Raw genomic sequence first — 18,759 nt, 5'->3', positions numbered from 1 at the left:
TCAGGCGAAGGCGCTCATCCCCGTGATGTCGCGTCCGAGCAGCAGGGCCTGCACGCTCTCGGTGCCTTCGTAGGTGTGGATCGCCTCGATATCGGCCAGGTGCTGCATCACGCCGTTCTCGAGCAGGATGCCGTTGCCGCCGAGCAGGTCACGGGCGGTCGAGGCGATCCGGCGCGCGGCACGCGTGTTGTGGAACTTCGCCAGCGACGCCTGAGTCGGACGCAGCTCGCCGGCCGTCTCGAGGTCGGCCATGCGCCGGCAGTACAGCTGCATGGCTGTGAGGTCTTCGAGCATGTGGGTGAGGCGCTCCTGGACCATCTGGAACTTCGCCAGGGGCTTTCCGAACTGCACGCGCTGGGTCGCGTAGGCCAGCGCCGCTTCGTAGCAGGCGGTCGCGTGCCCCAGTGCCGACCAGGCGACACCGGAGCGGGTGGCGTAGAGCACGGTCGATGCGTCCTTGAAGCTCTTCGTACCCGGCAGTACGGCATCGAGCGGCACCCGCACGTCGTCGAGCTCGATGTGGGCCTGGTGGATGGCGCGCAGCGAGGCCTTGCCGCGGATCACGGTGCCGGTGTAGCCGGGGGTGTCCTGCTCGACGAGGAAGCACCGGACGGCACCGTGCTCGTCGGCGCCCTCGTCGTCGACACGCGCCCAGACGAAGGTGACACCGCCGGAGGCGCCGTTGCCGATCCACTTCTTCGTGCCGCGGATGACCCAGCTCTCCCCGTCGCGGCGGGCGACCGTCTCCAGCGATACCGAGTCGGAGCCGTGATCAGGCTCGGTCAGAGCGAACGAACCGAGCACCGAACCGTCGGCGAGGGCCGTCAGCCATCGCTCCTGTTGCGCGGGGGAGCCGAACAGGGCCAGGGTGCGCAACGCGAGTCCGCCCTGCACCGCGAGGATCGTGCCCAGCGAGCCGTCACCGCGGGAGATCTCCATGTTCACGAGGCCTGCGGCGAGGGGCGACAGGCTCGTGAGCGACGGGTGCTGGACCCCGTCGACGACGAGATCCATCTCGCCCATCCGGCGTGCGGCATCGAGCGGGTACTCGGCACGGTCCCAGGCATCCGCCATCTGCGGGGCGACCTCGTCGACGTAGGCCTTCGCGCGGTCCCACGCCTCCCGGTCGGCGGAGGGGATGTCGGTGAAGACCGCGTAGTAGTCGCTGTCCTGACGTCCGGTGATGTCGTACGACGAGACGCGCTCGCCGGGGAAGGGGGAGGCTGCAGTGCTCATGGGGCTCCTTCGTGGCACCAAGTATCGTACTCCTCGATACTGGGTTCCACGACCGGGACGCGTCAGTCGAGCTGGGACTGCAGCCTGCGGCTCACCTCTGCGATGGGCATGGAGCGGGGGAAGACGGCGACCACCATGTCATCCGGAGCGGACGCGGCCTCATCGGCCGCGACACCGTAGCGCCGGCGCACATCGACCAGCGCCGTCTGGAGCGTAGACAGCGGCACCTTCTTGCGGCCGCGCAGCAGCTGGCGCAGCACGTGGTTGTGCACCGCTGTGACCAGAGCGGCGAAGCCGACCGCGTCGAGCGGATCGACGCCGGGAAGCGCGCTGCGCAGGTAGTCGTCGAACAGTCGTTCGTAGCGGAAGACCGTGATGATCTCGCGCTCGCGCAGCACGGGGACCTGGCGCACGATCTGGTAACGACGCCTGGCGAGTTCCGGGTCGCGGGCGAAGTGCGCGAAGACGGATTCGGAGGCGGCGCACACGGCACCCCATGGATCGTCATGACCCTCGTCGAGGAACTCCCTGAGCTGCTCGAGGAGCACCTCGTGATCCGCGAAGACGACGTCCTCCTTGCCGCCGAACTGACGGAAGAACGTCGAGCGGGAGACCCCGGCGGCCTTCGCGATCTGCTCCACCGAGGTCTGGTCGAACCCCTGGGCGTTGAAGAGTTCGAGCGCGGCGGCGACGACGCCGGTGCGCAGTTCTGCGGATTCGTGCATGGCGAAAGCCTAGACCGGAGCGCGTGGAGACGCCCAGGCATCGCCGTCATACTGAGGAGCGTGAGAGACGACGGGATCCCGGCCGGCTGGTTCGACACGCGGCGACGTGGCACCCGGCGGTGGTGGGACGGGGTGCGGTGGACCGAGCACATCCGGGTGCGGGGGCGGGAGACCACCCTGGCGGACGACGGGGCCTCGGTGCGCCGCCAACTCCTGATGGTCGAGGTCGTGCTGGCCGTCGTCCTCGTGGTCGCGATCCTGGTCGCCTTCGTGGGCGGTCTGCCCGTGGTCGTCGTGCGTCCGCTGATCGTCGCGGTCGGTGCCGCGCTCGTGTTCACGCCGTTCGCGATCAGGCGTCAGCTCCGCTTGGCCGGCGTGCCGGTGCGACGAGTCGGCGTTCCCCCGCTGCGTTGAGGGAGGGCGGCCTCGCGGCCGCAGGAGCGCCCAGGCCGAGGTAGTAGGCTGGGGGACTGGTCGATGTCTCGACATCGAGAGAATTACCAGACAGCAGCCCAGTGAAGGAACCACAGTGGATCTGTACGAGTACCAGGCACGAGACGTTTTCGAAAAGTACGGAGTGCCGGTCCTCGCCGGCATCGTCGCGGACACCCCTGAAGAGGTGAGGGCGGCCGCCGAGAAGATCGGTGGAGTGGTCGTCGTCAAGGCTCAGGTGAAGACCGGCGGCCGTGGAAAGGCGGGCGGCGTCAAGGTCGCCAAGACGCCCGACGAGGCGTACGAGGCAGCGAAGGCCATCCTCGGCCTCGACATCAAGGGCCACGTCGTCAAGCGCGTCATGGTCGCGCAGGGTGCGCGCATCGCCGAGGAGTTCTACTTCTCCGTGCTGCTCGACCGTGCCAACCGCTCCTACCTGAGCCTGTGCTCGGTCGAGGGCGGCATGGAGATCGAAGAGCTCGCGGTCGAGCGCCCCGAGGCGCTCGCGCGCGTCGAGGTCAACCCGCTGACGGGCATCGACAAGGAGAAGGCCGTCGAGATCGCCCGTGCGGCCAACTTCCCCGAAGACCTCGTCGACAAGGTGTCCGACGTCTTCGTGAAGCTGTTCGACGTGTACAAGGGTGAGGACGCGACGCTGGTCGAGGTCAACCCGCTCGTGCGTACCGAAGAGGGCGACATCATCGCGCTCGACGGCAAGGTCACGCTCGACGACAACGCCTCCGAGATCCGCCACCCCGAGCACGAGGCGCTCGAGGACAAGGACGCCGCCGACCCGCTCGAGGCCAAGGCCAAGGAGTCGGGCCTGAACTACGTGAAGCTCGACGGCGAGGTCGGCATCATCGGCAACGGCGCGGGACTCGTCATGTCGACGCTCGACGTGGTCGCCTACGCCGGCGAGAACCACAACGGCGTGAAGCCCGCCAACTTCCTCGACATCGGCGGCGGCGCTTCGGCTGAGGTCATGGCCGCCGGCCTCGACGTCATCCTCGGTGACCCGCAGGTCAAGAGCGTGTTCGTCAACGTGTTCGGTGGCATCACGGCGTGCGACGCCGTCGCCAACGGCATCAAGGGCGCGCTCGAGACGCTGGGCGCCACGGCCTCCAAGCCGCTCGTCGTGCGTCTGGACGGCAACCGCGTCGACGAGGGTCGCGCGATCCTCGCCGAGTACGCGCACCCGCTTGTCACCCTGGCCGCAACCATGGACGAGGGCGCCGATAAGGCCGCCGAGCTCGCCAACGCCTGATCGCCTGAGACACAAGGAACCAGAGCTATGTCTATCTACCTCAACAAGGACTCCAAAGTCATCGTCCAGGGCATCACCGGTGGCGAGGGCACCAAGCACACCGCGCTGATGCTCAAGGCCGGCACCCAGGTCGTCGGTGGCGTCAACGCCCGCAAGGCCGGTACCACGGTCTCGCACACGGACAAGGACGGCAACGCCGTCGAGCTTCCCGTCTTCGGATCGGTCGCCGAGGCCATGAAGGAGACCGGCGCCGACGTGTCGATCGCCTTCGTCCCCGGCGCCTTCACGAAGGACGCGATGATCGAGGCCATCGACGCCGAGATCCCGCTGCTCGTCGTGATCACCGAGGGCGTGCCCGTCGGCGACTCGGCCGAGGCGTGGGCGTACGCGCAGAGCAAGGGCAACAAGACCCGCATCATCGGACCGAACTGCCCCGGCATCATCACCCCCGGTGAGGCGCTCGTCGGCATCACGCCCGCGAACATCACCGGCAAGGGTCCGATCGGCCTCGTGTCGAAGTCGGGCACCCTGACCTACCAGATGATGTTCGAGCTGCGCGACCTGGGCTTCTCGACCGCCATCGGCATCGGCGGCGACCCGGTCATCGGCACCACGCACATCGACGCGCTCGCCGCGTTCGAGGCCGACCCCGAGACCAAGGCGATCGTGATGATCGGCGAGATCGGCGGCGACGCCGAGGAGCGTGCGGCCGACTACATCAAGGCGAACGTCACCAAGCCCGTCGTCGGCTACGTCGCGGGCTTCACGGCCCCCGAGGGCAAGACCATGGGTCACGCGGGTGCGATCGTCTCCGGTTCCGCCGGTACCGCTCAGGCGAAGAAGGAGGCCCTCGAGGCCGCCGGCGTCAAGGTCGGCAAGACGCCGTCCGAGACGGCGGATCTGATGCGCGCGATCATCGAGTCGCTCTGATCTGAGTTACGCTTGATCTGAAGGCCCCGGGCTCCACCCCGGGGCCTTCTTTCATGCCCGGCCGCTTGACCGGCTGCATGACCCGATGACACCTGCATGACCGAGGACCCCGTGTGGGTCATGCATCCGTGCGACCCTCATGCATACGCCCTCCAGACTCCCGAGGACCAGTTCGCGGTAGTGCGCGAGGCGCCGATCGAGGTCTTTTCTCAGCTCGAAGGGGGCGTGATGGTCGTGTGGCATGTGCACGCAGCTCCTCCCGGTCGTCGAGCTTCCACCCTCGCGCGGTCGACGGTGGCCGCGCAAGCACCGCTCAGCTTCGGCTGGCAGCTGTGTCCAGAAGCGCGTCGAGTGCGCGGTGGGCCTGTTGTCGTGCCTCCGCGTCGTCCGGGCGAACGGCGAGCCAGAGGGCGAGTTCGTTCATGGCGCCGGACAGGGCTGCGGTCAGGGCGTCGAGGAGCGCGGGCGGGGCTCCTGCTTCACGCAGTCCAGTCCGCAGCTCGCGCTCCGGCCCCTCCGCGTCGAGGCGGCGCCACTCCTCCCAGCCGAGCACGGAGGGTCCGTCGATGAGGAGTACGCGCGCGGCCGTCCTGCCCGTGATGCCGTCGAGGTAGGCATGGCTCCCCTCGCGGAGTGCGGTCTCCGGGGTGCTGTCCCTCGTCGCGGCCACGATCGCCTCGGCGACGCTCTGCTGTTGGCGGGTGGCGACCGCGGCGAACAGTCCCGGCTTCGATGCGTAGTGGTGGTACACGGCCCCGCGGGTCACTCCGGCGGCGCGTGCGAGGTCATCGACGGAACAGGATGCGTAGCCGTGTTCGGCGAAGTGCGCGGTGGCGGTCTCGAGGATGCGTCGCGCCGTCTCGGCGGCGTCGGCAGCGGATGCTCGCGGCATGGGACTTCCTTTACGTGCGACTTGTATGTATTCTAGCCACCGATGTTACAAACACACTGTATGTAAAGGAGAGTTCATGGAGATCACGAGCTTCTACCCGGTTCTGATGGTCGATGACGTCGCCGCTGCCGCGCAGTTCTATCGTGAGGAACTGGGCTTCGAGACGACGTTCGAGGCGGACTGGTACGTGAGCCTGCGCGTCGAAGGAGGAGAGCTCGCGCTCCTCGACCGGGGTCACGAGACGATCCCCGACGGCTTCCGTGAGCCCGTCCGAGGTCTGCTGCTCAACGTCGAGGTCGTCGACGCGACGGCAGCGCACCGTCGGCTCGTGGGTGAGCACGGGTTGGTCGAGCGCCTCGCGCTTCGGGACGAGACCTTCGGGCAGCGTCACTTCATCGTCGAGGCGCCGGGGGGTGTGCTGATCGACGTGATCGAGCCCATCGAGCCGTCAGCGGAGTTCGCCGAGGCCTATTCCTGAGGCCCTGTCGGATGCATGATCGGCCGACACCTTCATGACCGAGGACCCCGTGTGGGCAATGCATCCGTGCAGTGCTCATGCATCCGGGCGACGGTGACGAACAGAAGAGGGGCGGATGCCGCAGCATCCGCCCCTCGTGTTCTCGCGTCAGATCCCGACGCCGAACAGCGCCTCGATGGGGCCTCTCGCGAAGAAGATCAGGAAGCCGGCGCCGACGACCCACAACAGCGGGCTGATGGTCTTCGCCTTGCCCGAGAACGCGTGGATGAGCACCCAGCTGACGAAGCCCGCCCCGATGCCGTTCGCGATCGAGTAGGTGAGCGGCATGACCGAGACGGTGAGGAACACCGGCAGCAGCACGCGGAAGTCGCTGAAGTCGATGTAGCGGATCTGCGCCATCATCATCGCACCCACGATGATCAGGGCCGCGGCCGCGATCTCGGTCGGGACGATGGAGGTCAGCGGGGTCAGGAACATCGCGATCAGGAACACGACACCCGTGACGACGTTCGCGAGTCCCGTGCGGGCTCCCTCGCCGATACCGGCACCCGACTCGATGAAGACGGTGCTGGAGGACGACGAGGTCGCACCACCGGCGATCGCGCCGACGCCCTCGACGACCAGTGCCGACTTGATGCGGGGGAAGTCCCCGTTGTCGTCGGCGAGGTTCGCCTCCTTCGCCAGGCCGGTCATGGTTCCCATGGCGTCGAAGAAGTTCGTGAAGAGCAGCGTGAAGACGATCATCACGATCGCGACCAGGCTGACCTTGCTCAGGTCGAAGCTGAAGTCGACGGCGCCGATCAGGCTGAGGTCCGGGATGCCGACGGGGGAGCCGTTCAGTGCCGGGACCGTGAGGCCCCAGCCGCCGGGGTTGACCACGTTGCCCTCGTCGTCGAAGCCGCGGGCGCCGATGTGCCAGATCGCCTCGACGATGACTGCGAGCACGGTGCCGCCGATGAGACCGATGAGCATGCCGCCCTTGACCTTGAGGGCGACGAGGATGCCGGTGAGGAGCAGGGTGATCACGAACAGCAGGGTCGGCACGGTCGCGACCGAGCCGTTGACGCCGAGCCCGACCGGAGGGGACGAGGCGCCGGTCGCGGTGACGAAGCCCGAGTTGACGAAGCCGATGAAGGCGATGAACAGGCCGATGCCGACCGTGATGGCGATCTTCAGCTGGAAGGGCACGGCGTCGAAGATCGCCTTCCGCAGCCCGGTGGCTGCGAGCAGCACGATCACGACACCGTTGATCATCACGAGTGCCATCGCCTCGGGCCAGGTCACCTGCCCGACCACGGAGAACGCGACGAAGGCGTTGATGCCAAGTCCTGCGGCGAAACCGAAGGGCAGGCGCGTCACGAGACCGAACAGGATCGTCATGACGCCGGCGGTCAACGCGGTGGCGGCGCCGACGGCGTTGAAGCTGAGCATGTCTCCGGCGACGTCGGGCTTGCCGGAGAGGATGATCGGGTTGAGAATCACGATGTAGGCCATCGTGACGAACGTCACCAGACCTCCTCGGATCTCGGTGCCGATCGTGGATCCGCGCTTGCTGATCTCGAAGAAGCGGTCCAGGGAGTTCTTGGGCTCGGTGGGTGCCGGGGCGGGCGGGGCAGTTGTCATCGGGAAACCTCCGGAGAAACGCTATCGTGTCGCCGACCCCACGCGCGCCCCCGGGGCTTCGTCGGGAACTCGTCGTAGTCTCGAAGCGCTATGCAACGCCTCCTCGTCGCGCTCCTCGCCGCCTTCGACGCCGCCATCGCCGCGGCGGTCGGTCTCGTCGTGCTGCTCGCGCCGTTGACGCTGCTGTGGACTCTCGCCTTCGGGATCAGCGCCGACTGGGGTGCGCTCTGGCCGCTCACCGGCACGCTCTGGGAGTTCGGACACGGGGTGCCGCTGGCGGTGACGATTCCTGACGAGCTTCTGGTCGCCCTCGCGATCCCCGCCCAGGCCGCCTCGTTCGCGGTGTCGATCACCCCGCTGGCATTCCTACTCTTCACACTGCTGTTCGCCGCGCGCTCCGGAGCCAGAGCCGCCACGGCGGGAACCTGGCTGCTCGGCGTGGTGTCCGGCACCGTGGTGTTCACCGCGATCTCCGCCGGTGTCGCGCTGACGGCGCGGCTGGATGCGGCGCAGACGCCCCTCCTGCTCGCGATCGCCCTTCCCGCTGCGGTCTACTTCGTCGGCGCGCTGTGCGGCGCCGTCCGGATCGCCTGGGAAGAGGGCGACGGCGGCATCCTCGACCGTCTGCACGATCGCATCGACGTCCGCGACGACTGGGCACCGGTCCCCGCCGCCGTCGTTCGAGGCGCGGCCTTCACCCTGATGGGCGTGGTCGGCGCTTCTGCTCTGGCCCTCGCGGTGGTGACGCTGTTCCGGGGAGGTGAAGTCGTCGCGCTGTTCCAGGCCTCGCGCGTCGACGCGCTGGGTGCGACGGTGATGACCCTGGCGCAGCTGGTGTACCTGCCGACCCTCATCGTCTGGGTCGCGTCCTGGCTCGCCGGCCCCGGGTTCGCCGTCGGCGTCGGCACCGCGGTGTCGCCTGCGGGCACCCAGCTGGGAGTCGTGCCCGGCATCCCCGCGTTCGGACTGCTGCCCGAGAACAGCTCGATGTGGATGCTGATCGTGGTGCTCGTCCCGATCGCCGCCGGAGCGTTCGCGGGGTGGGCGGTTCGCTCCCGTCTCGTCTGGGAGGGCACGCCGCTGGGAACGGCGCAGCGTGCCGTCATCGCGGTGGGGATCGCGGTCGTCACCGCCGGTATCGCCGGGATCGTCGCCGTGCTGGCGAGCGGGTCGATGGGACCGGGACGGCTGTCGGACGTCGGACCAGCGGCGCTGCCCTTCATGCTCGCCCTGGGCCTCGAGGTGCTCGTCGGCGCCGCGATCCTGCTCCTGTCCCCACGACATCGCGATGAACTGGCGGAGGAGCGCACCGATCGGTGGATAGCCGAGATGTCCGAGCTCGATCCGAGCGCAGCGCCCGTGGTCCCGGGGCCTGGCATCCCCTTGCCCCACACGCAGGCCTTCGATGACACGGCTCCGCTGGATGATGTCCGCGGTCTCACGCCGCCGAGGGACGACCGCGACTGACGGCTCCCGGTGTGCGTGCGACGCAGGCGGAACGAGCTTCGGCGCCCCGGTAGACTGGGCGCGTGCTCACGGTCGCCGTTCTCATCTCGGGCACCGGCTCGAATCTTCGCGCCCTCCTCGAGGCCGCTCGTCATCCCGATTTTCCCGCCAGGGTGATCGTGGTCGGCGCCGATCGCGAAGCCGAGGGGCTCGCCCATGCCGAGGAGTTCGGCGTCCCCAGTTTCACGGTGCCGTGGCATGAGCACGAGAGTCGCGAGGCGTGGGGTGCGGAACTCGCCGGCCAGCTCGCCGTCTGGAAGCCGGACCTCGTCGTGCTCAGCGGGCTCATGCGCCTGCTTCCGCCGTCGCTCGTCGCACAGTACTCGCCGCGCCTCATCAACACGCACCCGGCGTTCCTGCCCGAGTTCCCCGGCGCCCACGGCGTCCGCGACGCGCTCGCGGCCGGCGTCGCCGAGACCGGGGCCAGCGTGATCGTCGTCGACGACGGCGTCGACACCGGTCCGATCCTCGCCCAGGAGCGCGTCCCCATCCTCGACGGCGACACCGAGCACAGCCTGCACGAGCGCATCAAGCCCGTCGAGCGCCGACTGCTCATCGACGTGGTCCGCGGAATCGCCACCGGCGACCTCGTCCTCAGCACTTCCTCCTGACCCCCACCCGACGCCCCGCACGAAGGAGCCCATCATGGCCGGCCCCCGCCACGACCCCACGCTCTACCGCGATCGCGACACCGTGCCGATCAGGCGCGCGCTCGTCTCGGTGAGCGACAAGACCGACCTGCTCCTGCTGGCTGCGGCTCTGGCTGAGGCGGGTATCGAGATCGTCTCGACGGGTTCGACGGCGTCGACCATCCGCGAGGCGGGATTCGAGGTCACCGACGTCGCCGCCGTGACCGGCGTCGCAGAGATGCTCGACGGTCGCGTCAAGACGCTGCACCCGAAGATCCACGGCGGCCTGCTCGCCGACCTGCGTCTCGAGGACCACGAGCGCCAGCTCGCCGACCTCGACATCACTCCCTTCGAGCTCGTGGTCGTGAACCTCTACCCGTTCATCGAGACCGTCGCCTCCGGCGCGGTCGGCGACGACGTGGTCGAGCAGATCGACATCGGCGGCCCCGCGATGGTACGCGCCGCGGCCAAGAACCACGCGAACGTGGCGATCGTCGTCTCGCCGCAGTCGTACCCCGGCATCATCGCGGCGATCGGCGAGGGCGGCACCTCGTTGACGCAGCGTCGTGAGCTCGCCGCCCGAGCATTCGCGCACACAGCGGCGTACGACACCGCGGTCGCCTCGTGGTTCGCCGAGGGGACGCTGCAGGACGACGGCGACCTGCCGACGCATCTCACGATCCAGGCTGAGCGGCTCGCGACGCTCCGCTACGGCGAGAACTCGCACCAGCGCGGCGCCATCTACACGCGCGCCGGTGGACACGGCATCGCCCAGGCCACGCAGCTGCAGGGCAAGGAGATGTCGTACAACAACTACGTCGACGCCGATGCCGCCCTGCGCGCGGCATACGACATGGTCAAGCCGGCTGTCGCCATCATCAAGCACGCCAACCCGTGCGGTATCGCGACCACGGCGCCGAACGCGCTCGACCCGATCGCCAGCGCCCACCTGCGTGCGCACGAGTGCGACCCCGTCTCGGCATACGGTGGTGTGATCGCGGCCAACGGCACGGTCACGCTGAAGATGGCCGAGAACCTCAAGGACATCTTCACCGAGGTCATCGTCGCGCCGTCGTTCGAGCCCGCGGCGCTCGAGGTGTTCAAGGCGAAGAAGAACCTGCGCCTGCTGCAGCTGCCCGAGGACTGGCAGCAGGAGCGCATGGACGTGCGTCTCGTCTCCGGTGGGCTGCTGCTGCAGGATGCCGACCGGTTCCCCGACGACATCGTCTCCGTCGCGAAGAACTGGGAGCTGGTCTCGGGTGAGCGTCCGACCGACGAGGAGATGGAGAACCTCATCTTCGCGTGGAAGGCCTGCCGAGCGGTCAAGTCGAACGCGATCGTGCTCGCGAAGGACAACGCCACGGTGGGCGTGGGCATGGGCCAGGTCAACCGCGTCGACTCCTGCCGCCTCGCGGTCGAGCGTGCAGGGGACCGGGCGGCCGGATCCGTCGCTTCCTCCGACGCGTTCTTCCCCTTCGCCGACGGCGCTCAGGTGCTGATCGATGCCGGCGTCACGGCGATCGTGCAGCCGGGCGGTTCCGTGCGCGACGAGGAGGTCGTGGACGCGGCGCGCAAGGCCGGCGTCACGATGTTCTTCACCGGTGAGCGCCACTTCTTCCACTGAACGCGCGCCTGCGCATACCTCGAGACCCACTCTCCACGCCGAGACCCACGCGCGCCCACTGCGGCGGCGATGGGTGTCGGCGAGGCGGGTGGGTCTCGGCGTTCGTGCCCGGACAGTCATGTCCGATTTCCGCCAGTCGTTGTCGGTGGGGCGTGACACAGTGGAGGCATGAGCTTCCCCGTGACGGACTTCGACGAGCGTTACCGTGCGATCAGCGCGCGCGACACCCGCTTCGACGGGCAGTTCGTGACGGCCGTCCGTTCGACCGGGATCTACTGCCGTCCGAGCTGCCCCGCGCGCACGCCCAAACCCCAGAACGTGACGTTCTATCCGACCAGCGCCGCAGCGCACGAGGCCGGGTATCGCGCCTGCAAGCGCTGCCTGCCCGAGGCCGCTCCCGGCTCGCCGGCGTGGGATATCCGCGGCGACACCGCCGCGCGAGCGATGCGGTTGATCTCCGACGGCGTCGTGGAACGGGAGGGCGTGCCGGGCCTGGCCGCGCGACTGGGCTATTCCGGTCGGCACCTCACGAGGCTGCTGACCACCGAACTCGGCGCCGAGCCGCTCGCACTGGCGCGGGCACACAGGGCGCACACCGCGCGCATGCTCCTCGTCGGCACCGACATGCCCATCTCGGATGTCGCGTTCTCCGCCGGGTTCGCCAGCATCCGACAGTGCAACGACACGATCCGCGAGGTCTTCGGCCTCACGCCGGGGGAGCTCAGGGCGCGGCGACGGCTTCCGGCGTCCGCGGCTCCCGGCTCGATCGACCTCGTGCTGCCCTATCGCGGTCCACTCGACGCGAGCGGCGTCTTCGCCTGGATGGCGGCGCGTGCGATCCCCGGCGTCGAAGAGACCACGGCGACGTCCTTCTCGCGTCATCTCCGCATGGCCGGTGGTCCCGCCTGGTTCGAGGTGCGTCAGGAGGAGGGTGAGCGCCTGCACCTTCGGGCACGCGTCGCGCGGCTGGGGGACCTGGCACCGCTGGTCTCGACCGTGCGACGCATCTTCGACCTCGATGCCGACCCGCTGGCGGTCGACGAGGCGCTCTCGGAACACGACGAGATCGCGCCGCTCGTCGCGCGCACCCCCGGCATCCGCGTGCCGGGGTCGGCTGATCCGCATGAGATGCTCATCCGCGCCATGGTGGGGCAGCAGATCACCGTGGTCGCCGCCAGAACCGCGCTCACGGCACTCACCGAGGCGCTGGGGGAGCGCACCGAGAACGGACTGCTCTTCCCGACGATGACGGCGATCGCCGCCCACGGAGCCGAGGTGCTGCGAGGGCCGGCCGCCCGTATCCGCGCGATCACCGGCGCTGCGGCCGCTCTCGCCGACGGATCCCTGACGCTCACGGTCGGAGATGACGGCGTCGACCAGCGTGCTGCCCTGCTCGCGATGCCCGGCATCGGACCCTGGACAGCCGACTACGTGCGCATGCGTGTGCTCGGCGATCCGGATGTGCTGCTCTCGGGAGACGTCGCGCTGCGCGCCGGCGCGGCGGCCTCCGGCCTGCCGGGCGAGCCACGGGGGCTCACCGCCTGGGCCCTGCGCGCGGCACCATGGCGCAGCTATCTGAGCGCGCATCTGTGGCGCGCCGCTCCGGTGCGCCCCGTCGGGCCGCGGCGGGTCCCCGCAGCGCACCGTCCCACCGACATCACGACGAAGGAGAACTCATGACCGCCCTCATCCAGACCATCGAGACGCCGGACGGCGCCTTCACGATCCTCGCCGACGACCATCAGCGCGTGCTGGCCTCGGGCTGGACCTCCGACGTCGAGGCGATCCTCGGGCGGCTGTCGGCGGCGAACCGTCCGGAGGCGCTGCGCGATGGTGCGACGGACGCCGCGGACGCGGTGGTCGCCTATTACGCGGGCGACCTCTCGGCCATCGACGATGTCGCCGTGAAGCAGACCGGCACCGCACTCCAGCTCGCCGGCTGGTCGGCGCTCCGGGAGATCGAGCCGGGCGGGCCGCTGACCTACACCGGTTTCGCCTCACGCCTGGACAACCCCCGGGCCGTTCGGGCTGCGGCGTCCATCTGCGCCCGCAACGCCCCGGCGCTCTTCGTGCCCTGCCACCGGGTGCTGCGCACCGACGGGAGCCTCGGCGGTTTCGCGTGGGGCGTCGATGTCAAGGAGAGTCTGCTGGCCCGCGAGAGTGCCGCGGCGTGAGCCAGGAGCACCAGATCCGGCACCGGTGATGGTGCGCTACGACGAACCGTCCGTTCCGACGCGGCCATAGGCTCGAGCCGTGACCGCCATCGATGTCCTCGATCTCCACCGCCGCGCCGTCGTCGCCGATGCCCACAACGATCTGCTCTGCTCGGTGACGAGTCGTCCGCCCGCCGAGTGGTCGGACTACTTCCGGGCCCAGTGGCTGCCGCAGCTGCGCACGGGTGATGTCGACCTGCAGGTCCTGCCCGTGTTCGTCGATGACGTCTACCGGCCGGAGGGCGCGCTGCGTCGTACGTTCCGCATGATCGAAGCCGCGCACCGGGTGGCGGAAGGAAACGCGGATGCGGTGGGGCTCTGCCTCGACGGGGACGACATCGACAGGGTGATCGGTGAGGGGCGCATCGCGTTGGTGCTCGCTCTCGAGGGCATGCCCGGCATCGCCGACGATGTCGAGCTCCTCGAGACGGTGCATCGGCTCGGAGTGCGCGTCGGCTCGGTCGCCCACTTCGGTCGCAGCGCCTTCGCGGACGGAAGCGGAGAAGACGCCGCGGGCAGCCGGCTGACGCGCACGGGCGTCCAGGCGCTGGCCGAGATGGAGCGCATCGGCATGATCTTCGATGTCAGCCACCTCGGAGCGGGCGGCGTCGACCACGTGCTCGAGCTCGCCACGCGACCCGTCATGGCAACGCATTCGTCCGCCCGCGCCCTGTTCGATCACCACCGCAACCTCACCGATGCTCAGATCGCCGGAGTCGCGGAGACGGGGGGAGTCGTGTGCGTCAACTTCTTCGCCCCGTATCTGCATGCGAGCGACTACACGATCGACACCCTGATCGACCATTTCGAGCGGGTGGTGTCCGTCGCCGGGGTGGACCACGTCGGGATGGGACCAGACTTCGTCCGCGAGGTGCTCGCGGACACCACGGCCCCGTGCTGCGTGCAGACGACGATCGAGGGCGTCCCCGCCGATCGGTACCTTCCCGGGCTCGAGGGTCCGGAAGGGCTTCCACTCGTCACCGAGGCTCTGCTGCGTCGCGGCTGGCGCGAAGCTGATGTCCTGGCCGTGCTGGGCGGCAACCTGCAGCGCTTTCTCCGAACCGGGCTCGCTGTCCAGGGGTGAGCCACCCGAGCCACCTCGCCGCGAGCCGCCTCGCAGCGGTCGCCGGGAAACAGCAGGGCGAATCGGGAATGACTCTTGCTTTCAGCTGGTTCACAGCAATAGGCTGGTGGGCTGTCGCGCCAACCGGACGACATCGCCGAGCCCCTGAGGAGGACACCATGTTCACGATCGCCACCGCGCGGATCGCAGCTCTCGGCTCGACCCCGGCGCGTCCGCTCTCCTAGAGCCACCCCGCCCCTTCTCCGTCGGATGCCGGACCCTGTGGGTCCGCTCTCGCATCCGTCCCCTTCCGCAACCGCTGTCCATACGAAACTCGTCTGAGAGACATGTCCTCCTCGCCTTCCGCGCAGAATCCCTCGCCTTCATCGACCCTTTCCACTCCGGCCGCACTGTGGCGCCTGAAGCCCTTCGTGAAGCCGGTCATCTGGCGGCTCGCCGGCGGTGCCGCCAGCGCGCTCATCGCCGCCGTCATCGCCCTGATGATCCCGATCGTCCTCGAGCAGATCATCAGCGGACCCGTCCGTTCGGGTGAGATCAGCGCCATCATCTGGGGTGCTGTCGCCGTGTTCGCGCTCGCCCTGGGCGAGGCCCTCATGGTATGGCTGCGACGTCAGTTCGTGCTCAACCCGGCCACGCAGGTCGAGTACAAGATGCGCACGGAGCTCTACTCGCGCCTGCAGACCCTCCCGGTGTCCTTCCACGACCGGTGGGGCTCAGGACAGCTGCTCAGCCGCATGATGCAGGACATCGGCCTCATCCGCCGCTGGCTCGCGTTCGGCCTCGTGCTACTGGTCGTCAACATCCTCACGATCATCATCGGCTCCGTGCTGCTGTTCCGGTGGCACTGGCTGCTGGGCACGATCTTCCTGGTCACGGCGATCCCGCTGTGGATCCGCGGCTACCTGTTCGAGAAGCGCTACGGCGCCCTCACCCGCCGCAGCCAGGATCAGGCCGGCGACCTCGCGACCAGCGTCGAGGAGAGCGTGCACGGGATCCGCGTGCTGAAGGCGTTCGGGCGCGGCAAGCACGCCCTGAGCCGCTTCAGCAGGCAGGCCGAGACGCTGCGCGAGACCGAGATGAGCAAGGCCGGTGCGATCGCGTCGATCTGGTTCTGGCTCGACCTCATGCCGCAGATCGCGTTCGGCCTCAGCCTGATGTCCGGCATCTGGCTGATCTCCGTCGGGCAGATCGGCGAGGCGCAACTGTTCGCCTTCTTCGCGATGGCCGTCGTGCTGCGCTGGCCCATCGAGTCGATCGGCTTCCTGTTCTCGTTCATGCTCGATGCGCGCACGGCGACCGACCGCGTGTTCGACATCTTCTCGGAGACCAACACCATCACCGACCCCGAGCACCCGGTGCACATCGAGAACCCGCGCGGAGAGCTCACGTTCGAGAACGCGCACTTCCGTTATCAGGACGCCGGCGCGCACGAACGCGACCTGCTCGACGGCATCGACCTGGTGCTGCGACCAGGGGAGACCATGGCGCTGGTCGGTCTCACCGGCAGCGGCAAGACCACCCTCACCACGCTGCCCACGCGTCTGTACGACGTGACGGGAGGCAGGGTCACCCTCGACGGCGTCGACGTGCGTGACCTGCCGCTGTCAGAGCTCCGTCGGCACATCGCCATGGCGTTCGAAGACGCGACGCTGTTCTCGGCGACGGTCCGGGAGAACGTGCTGCTCGGTCGTGCCGAGCTCGACGTGCACGGCGAAGAGGGCGAGCGTGTGCTGCGCGAAGCTCTCGACGTCGCTCAGGCCTCGTTCGTGGATTCCCTGCCCGACGGCGTCGAGACGGTGATCGGCGAGGAGGGGCTCAGCCTCTCCGGCGGTCAGCGCCAGCGGCTCGCCCTCGCCCGTGCGGTGGCGGCGAATCCGAAGGTGCTCGTGCTCGACGACCCGCTGTCGGCGCTCGACGTCGACACTGAGGCCCTCGTGGAGGAGGCGCTGCGGCACGTGCTCGCCGACACCACCGCCCTGATCGTGGCGCACCGCCCTTCGACCGTCGCGCTCGCCGATCGCGTCGCCCTGCTCGAAGCCGGTCGCGTGACGGCGGTGGGCACGCACTCCGAGCTGCTGAAGACCAGTCGGCACTACCGTCATGTCATCTCCAGCCTCGAGGCGGAGGAGGCGGCGCGCACCGGGACGATCCCGGTGATCCGCGATGAGCAGTCCGAGATCGATGAAGAGGTCCGTGCGGGCCTCGGGATGCAGGCCGCCGACGAAGACCCCATCAGCGAGAAGGAGGTGCAGCGATGAGCTCCGCCATCACCGGAACCAGGAACGAGGATCGTTCCGAGTACACCCGCGAGGAGAGCAGGGAGATCCGTCGTCGATCCCTCCGACTGCTCGGATCCCTGGTCAGCCCCTTGAAGCCGAGGATCGTGCTCGCCGCCGCGGTGCTGGTCGTGTCGACCGCGCTCCAGGTCGCCGGCCCCATCCTCATCAGCCTGGGCCTCGACCGAGCGCTGCCTGCGGTGATCGAGCGTGCCGACTGGATGCCGACGTTCATGATCGGAGGCATCTACCTGCTGGCCGGTGCCCTCGCTGCGGTGCTGATCGCCTGGTACGTGATCATCGCGGCCAAGCTCACGCAGGCGGTGCTGCTGGACCTGCGCAAGCGCATCTTCCTGCACACCCAGCGCCTGAGCCTGGAGTTCCACGAGTCCTACACCTCGGGGCGCATCATCTCCCGTCAGACCAGCGACCTCGACTCGATCAAGGAGCTGCTCGACGGTGGCCTGAACGAACTCGTCTCCGGCGTGCTCTTCGGGCTGTTCACCTTCATCGCGCTGTGCTTCTGGGACTGGCAGTCGGGCCTGATCCTGGCGATCGGTGGCGTGCCGCTGTTCTACCTGATGCGCTGGTTCTACTCGCGTTCGCAGCTCGTCTACCGCGAGTCGCGCGTGATCAGTGCGAAGGTGATCGTGCAGTTCGTCGAGACGATGACCGGCATCCGCGCCGTCAAGGCGTTCCGCAAGGAGCCGCGCAACGACAAGGCGTTCCAGGAGATCGCTGGCGACTACCGCGACGTCAACCGTCGCTCGATGCTGCTGTTCGGCACGTTCGAGCCCGGCCTGATGGGCGTCGCGGCCCTCGTGCTCGGCATCGTCGTGCTGTGGGGAGGCATCCGCGTCTCCGAGGGTGCGCTGACCGTGGGTGTGCTGCTGTCGGCAGTGCTCTACGTCCGCAACTTCTTCGCGCCGATGCAGGAGATCGCGATGTTCCTGAACTCCTATCAGTCGGCCACGGCCGCGCTGGAGAAGGTCTCGGGCGTGCTCGAGGAGGTGCCGACGGTTCCCGACCCCGAGAACCCCGTCGACCTGTGGGAGTCCCGTGGGCATGTCGAGTTCGACGAGGTGACCTTCGGATACAACGGAGAGAAGACGATCCTCCCGAACTTCTCCCTCGACATCCCGGCGGGGCAGACGATCGCCCTCGTCGGAACGACCGGCGCCGGGAAGTCGACGCTCGCCAAGCTCATCTCGCGCTTCTATGACCCCTCCCAAGGGCGGGTCACGCTCGACGGCGTCGATCTGCGGTCGCTGCACCCGAAGGACCTCCGCCGCGCGATCGTCATGGTCACGCAGGAGGCCTACCTGTTCAGCGGCACCGTCGCCGACAACATCGCGCTCGGCAAGCCGGATGCGACGCTCGACGAGATCAAGGCCGCGGCACGGGCCGTGGGCGCCGACGGGTTCATCTCGTCGCTGCCCGACGGATACGGCACCGATGTGAACAAGCGCGGTGGTCGGGTGTCGGCGGGGCAGCGTCAGCTCATCTCGTTCGCCCGGGCTTTCCTCGCCGACCCCGCGGTGCTGATCCTCGACGAGGCGACGGCTTCGCTGGACATCCCGTCCGAGCGCTTGATCCAGGATGCGCTGCAGACGCTGCTCAAGGACCGCACGGCGATCATCATCGCGCACCGCCTGTCGACGGTCGCGATCGCCGACAGGGTGCTGGTGATGGAGCATGGCCGCATCATCGAGGACGACACTCCCGCTGCCCTGATCGGCGGTACCGGCAAGTTCGCGCAGCTGCATGCGGCCTGGCAGGAGACCCTCGTCTGATCTGCCTCTTCCGGTCGCGATATGACAGCCGTCTGGCGCAGTTGAGCTGTCATA

At 68.6% G+C, this 18,759-nt stretch carries 16 protein-coding genes; 12 read left to right on the top strand and 4 right to left on the bottom strand.

The window, feature by feature from the left end; all coding sequences use genetic code 11:
* The gene (locus tag FFS56_RS13660; RefSeq protein ID WP_046748813.1) at positions 1 to 1,236 is read right to left on the bottom strand and encodes an acyl-CoA dehydrogenase family protein; all 1,236 of its coding nucleotides are present in this window, start codon (positions 1,234 to 1,236) and stop codon (positions 1 to 3) included.
* 62 nt (positions 1,237 to 1,298) lie between these two features.
* A complete protein-coding gene (locus FFS56_RS13655) occupies positions 1,299 to 1,961 on the bottom strand; it encodes a TetR family transcriptional regulator (RefSeq protein WP_046748814.1) in 663 nt (220 codons plus the stop codon).
* A 60-nt stretch (positions 1,962 to 2,021) separates the two neighbouring features.
* On the opposite strand from FFS56_RS13655, the gene FFS56_RS13650 reads away from it, so the two are divergent.
* The 3 genes from FFS56_RS13650 (at position 2,022) to sucD (ending at position 4,587) form a co-directional block, all read left to right on the top strand.
* Entirely contained in the window at positions 2,022 to 2,375 is a 354-nt protein-coding gene (locus FFS56_RS13650; RefSeq protein WP_046748815.1) for a DUF2510 domain-containing protein, read from the top strand.
* A 115-nt stretch (positions 2,376 to 2,490) separates the two neighbouring features.
* Positions 2,491 to 3,657: an ADP-forming succinate--CoA ligase subunit beta gene (sucC, locus tag FFS56_RS13645; protein WP_045263776.1), complete on the top strand. Its 1,167-nt coding sequence runs from the start codon at positions 2,491 to 2,493 to the stop codon at positions 3,655 to 3,657.
* A gap of 27 nt (positions 3,658 to 3,684) precedes the next feature.
* Positions 3,685 to 4,587: a succinate--CoA ligase subunit alpha gene (gene sucD, locus FFS56_RS13640; RefSeq protein WP_046748816.1), complete on the top strand. Its 903-nt coding sequence runs from the start codon at positions 3,685 to 3,687 to the stop codon at positions 4,585 to 4,587.
* A gap of 313 nt (positions 4,588 to 4,900) precedes the next feature.
* On the opposite strand, the gene FFS56_RS13635 is transcribed toward sucD, so the two are convergent.
* Positions 4,901 to 5,479, bottom strand: coding sequence for a TetR/AcrR family transcriptional regulator (locus FFS56_RS13635; protein WP_046748817.1), 579 nt, complete (start codon positions 5,477 to 5,479; stop codon positions 4,901 to 4,903).
* Positions 5,480 to 5,555: 76 nt separating this feature from the next.
* Between FFS56_RS13635 and FFS56_RS13630 the strand changes: the two genes are divergently transcribed.
* The gene (locus tag FFS56_RS13630) at positions 5,556 to 5,957 is read left to right on the top strand and encodes a VOC family protein (protein WP_058632668.1); all 402 of its coding nucleotides are present in this window, start codon (positions 5,556 to 5,558) and stop codon (positions 5,955 to 5,957) included.
* Positions 5,958 to 6,104: 147 nt separating this feature from the next.
* On the opposite strand, the gene FFS56_RS13625 is transcribed toward FFS56_RS13630, so the two are convergent.
* Entirely contained in the window at positions 6,105 to 7,580 is a 1,476-nt protein-coding gene (locus FFS56_RS13625; protein ID WP_046748819.1) for an NCS2 family permease, read from the bottom strand.
* Between the two features lie 90 nt (positions 7,581 to 7,670).
* Here FFS56_RS13625 and FFS56_RS13620 point away from each other — a divergent pair, with 90 nt between their 5' ends.
* The 8 genes from FFS56_RS13620 (at position 7,671) to FFS56_RS13585 (ending at position 18,705) form a co-directional block, all read left to right on the top strand.
* The gene (locus tag FFS56_RS13620; RefSeq protein ID WP_127011900.1) at positions 7,671 to 9,047 is read left to right on the top strand and encodes a DUF6350 family protein; all 1,377 of its coding nucleotides are present in this window, start codon (positions 7,671 to 7,673) and stop codon (positions 9,045 to 9,047) included.
* Between the two features lie 62 nt (positions 9,048 to 9,109).
* Entirely contained in the window at positions 9,110 to 9,697 is a 588-nt protein-coding gene (gene purN, locus FFS56_RS13615; protein WP_046748821.1) for a phosphoribosylglycinamide formyltransferase, read from the top strand.
* A gap of 34 nt (positions 9,698 to 9,731) precedes the next feature.
* Positions 9,732 to 11,339, top strand: a complete 1,608-nt coding sequence (gene purH / locus FFS56_RS13610; RefSeq protein ID WP_046748822.1) for a bifunctional phosphoribosylaminoimidazolecarboxamide formyltransferase/IMP cyclohydrolase — start codon at positions 9,732 to 9,734, stop codon at positions 11,337 to 11,339.
* Between the two features lie 168 nt (positions 11,340 to 11,507).
* Positions 11,508 to 13,019, top strand: a complete 1,512-nt coding sequence (locus FFS56_RS13605) for an AlkA N-terminal domain-containing protein (RefSeq protein ID WP_137772065.1) — start codon at positions 11,508 to 11,510, stop codon at positions 13,017 to 13,019.
* Positions 13,016 to 13,513 (top strand): methylated-DNA--[protein]-cysteine S-methyltransferase, encoded by a 498-nt coding sequence (locus FFS56_RS13600; protein ID WP_046748824.1) that lies wholly within the window; start codon positions 13,016 to 13,018, stop codon positions 13,511 to 13,513. Before FFS56_RS13605 ends, FFS56_RS13600 begins: the two co-directional genes overlap by 4 nt.
* A gap of 79 nt (positions 13,514 to 13,592) precedes the next feature.
* Positions 13,593 to 14,636: a membrane dipeptidase gene (locus tag FFS56_RS13595; RefSeq protein ID WP_127011901.1), complete on the top strand. Its 1,044-nt coding sequence runs from the start codon at positions 13,593 to 13,595 to the stop codon at positions 14,634 to 14,636.
* Between the two features lie 326 nt (positions 14,637 to 14,962).
* Positions 14,963 to 16,894 (top strand): ABC transporter ATP-binding protein, encoded by a 1,932-nt coding sequence (locus tag FFS56_RS13590; RefSeq protein WP_127011902.1) that lies wholly within the window; start codon positions 14,963 to 14,965, stop codon positions 16,892 to 16,894.
* Entirely contained in the window at positions 16,891 to 18,705 is a 1,815-nt protein-coding gene (locus FFS56_RS13585) for an ABC transporter ATP-binding protein (RefSeq protein WP_046748826.1), read from the top strand. Before FFS56_RS13590 ends, FFS56_RS13585 begins: the two co-directional genes overlap by 4 nt.
* Positions 18,706 to 18,759: the final 54 nt, after the last annotated feature.

Origin of the sequence: Microbacterium sp. Beta (genome assembly GCF_005502545.1) — a bacterium.
GTDB lineage: Bacteria > Actinomycetota > Actinomycetes > Actinomycetales > Microbacteriaceae > Microbacterium > Microbacterium oxydans.
Note: the sequence above shows the minus strand (reverse complement) of the source record. Positions and strands in the feature narration are given on the sequence as shown.

Excerpts from the sequence above, each read along its gene's own strand:
- FFS56_RS13625 (WP_046748819.1), bottom strand. The coding sequence starts at position 7,580 with ATGACAACTGCCCCGCCCGCCCCGGCACCCACCGAGCCCAAGAACTCC.
- FFS56_RS13630 (WP_058632668.1), top strand. The coding sequence starts at position 5,556 with ATGGAGATCACGAGCTTCTACCCGGTTCTGATGGTCGATGACGTCGCC.
- FFS56_RS13660 (WP_046748813.1), bottom strand. The coding sequence starts at position 1,236 with ATGAGCACTGCAGCCTCCCCCTTCCCCGGCGAGCGCGTCTCGTCGTAC.
- FFS56_RS13585 (WP_046748826.1), top strand. The coding sequence starts at position 16,891 with ATGAGCTCCGCCATCACCGGAACCAGGAACGAGGATCGTTCCGAGTAC.
- purH (WP_046748822.1), top strand. The coding sequence starts at position 9,732 with ATGGCCGGCCCCCGCCACGACCCCACGCTCTACCGCGATCGCGACACC.
- FFS56_RS13620 (WP_127011900.1), top strand. The coding sequence starts at position 7,671 with ATGCAACGCCTCCTCGTCGCGCTCCTCGCCGCCTTCGACGCCGCCATC.
- FFS56_RS13605 (WP_137772065.1), top strand. The coding sequence starts at position 11,508 with ATGAGCTTCCCCGTGACGGACTTCGACGAGCGTTACCGTGCGATCAGC.
- FFS56_RS13600 (WP_046748824.1), top strand. The coding sequence starts at position 13,016 with ATGACCGCCCTCATCCAGACCATCGAGACGCCGGACGGCGCCTTCACG.
- FFS56_RS13635 (WP_046748817.1), bottom strand. The coding sequence starts at position 5,479 with ATGCCGCGAGCATCCGCTGCCGACGCCGCCGAGACGGCGCGACGCATC.
- FFS56_RS13655 (WP_046748814.1), bottom strand. The coding sequence starts at position 1,961 with ATGCACGAATCCGCAGAACTGCGCACCGGCGTCGTCGCCGCCGCGCTC.
- sucD (WP_046748816.1), top strand. The coding sequence starts at position 3,685 with ATGTCTATCTACCTCAACAAGGACTCCAAAGTCATCGTCCAGGGCATC.
- FFS56_RS13590 (WP_127011902.1), top strand. The coding sequence starts at position 14,963 with ATGTCCTCCTCGCCTTCCGCGCAGAATCCCTCGCCTTCATCGACCCTT.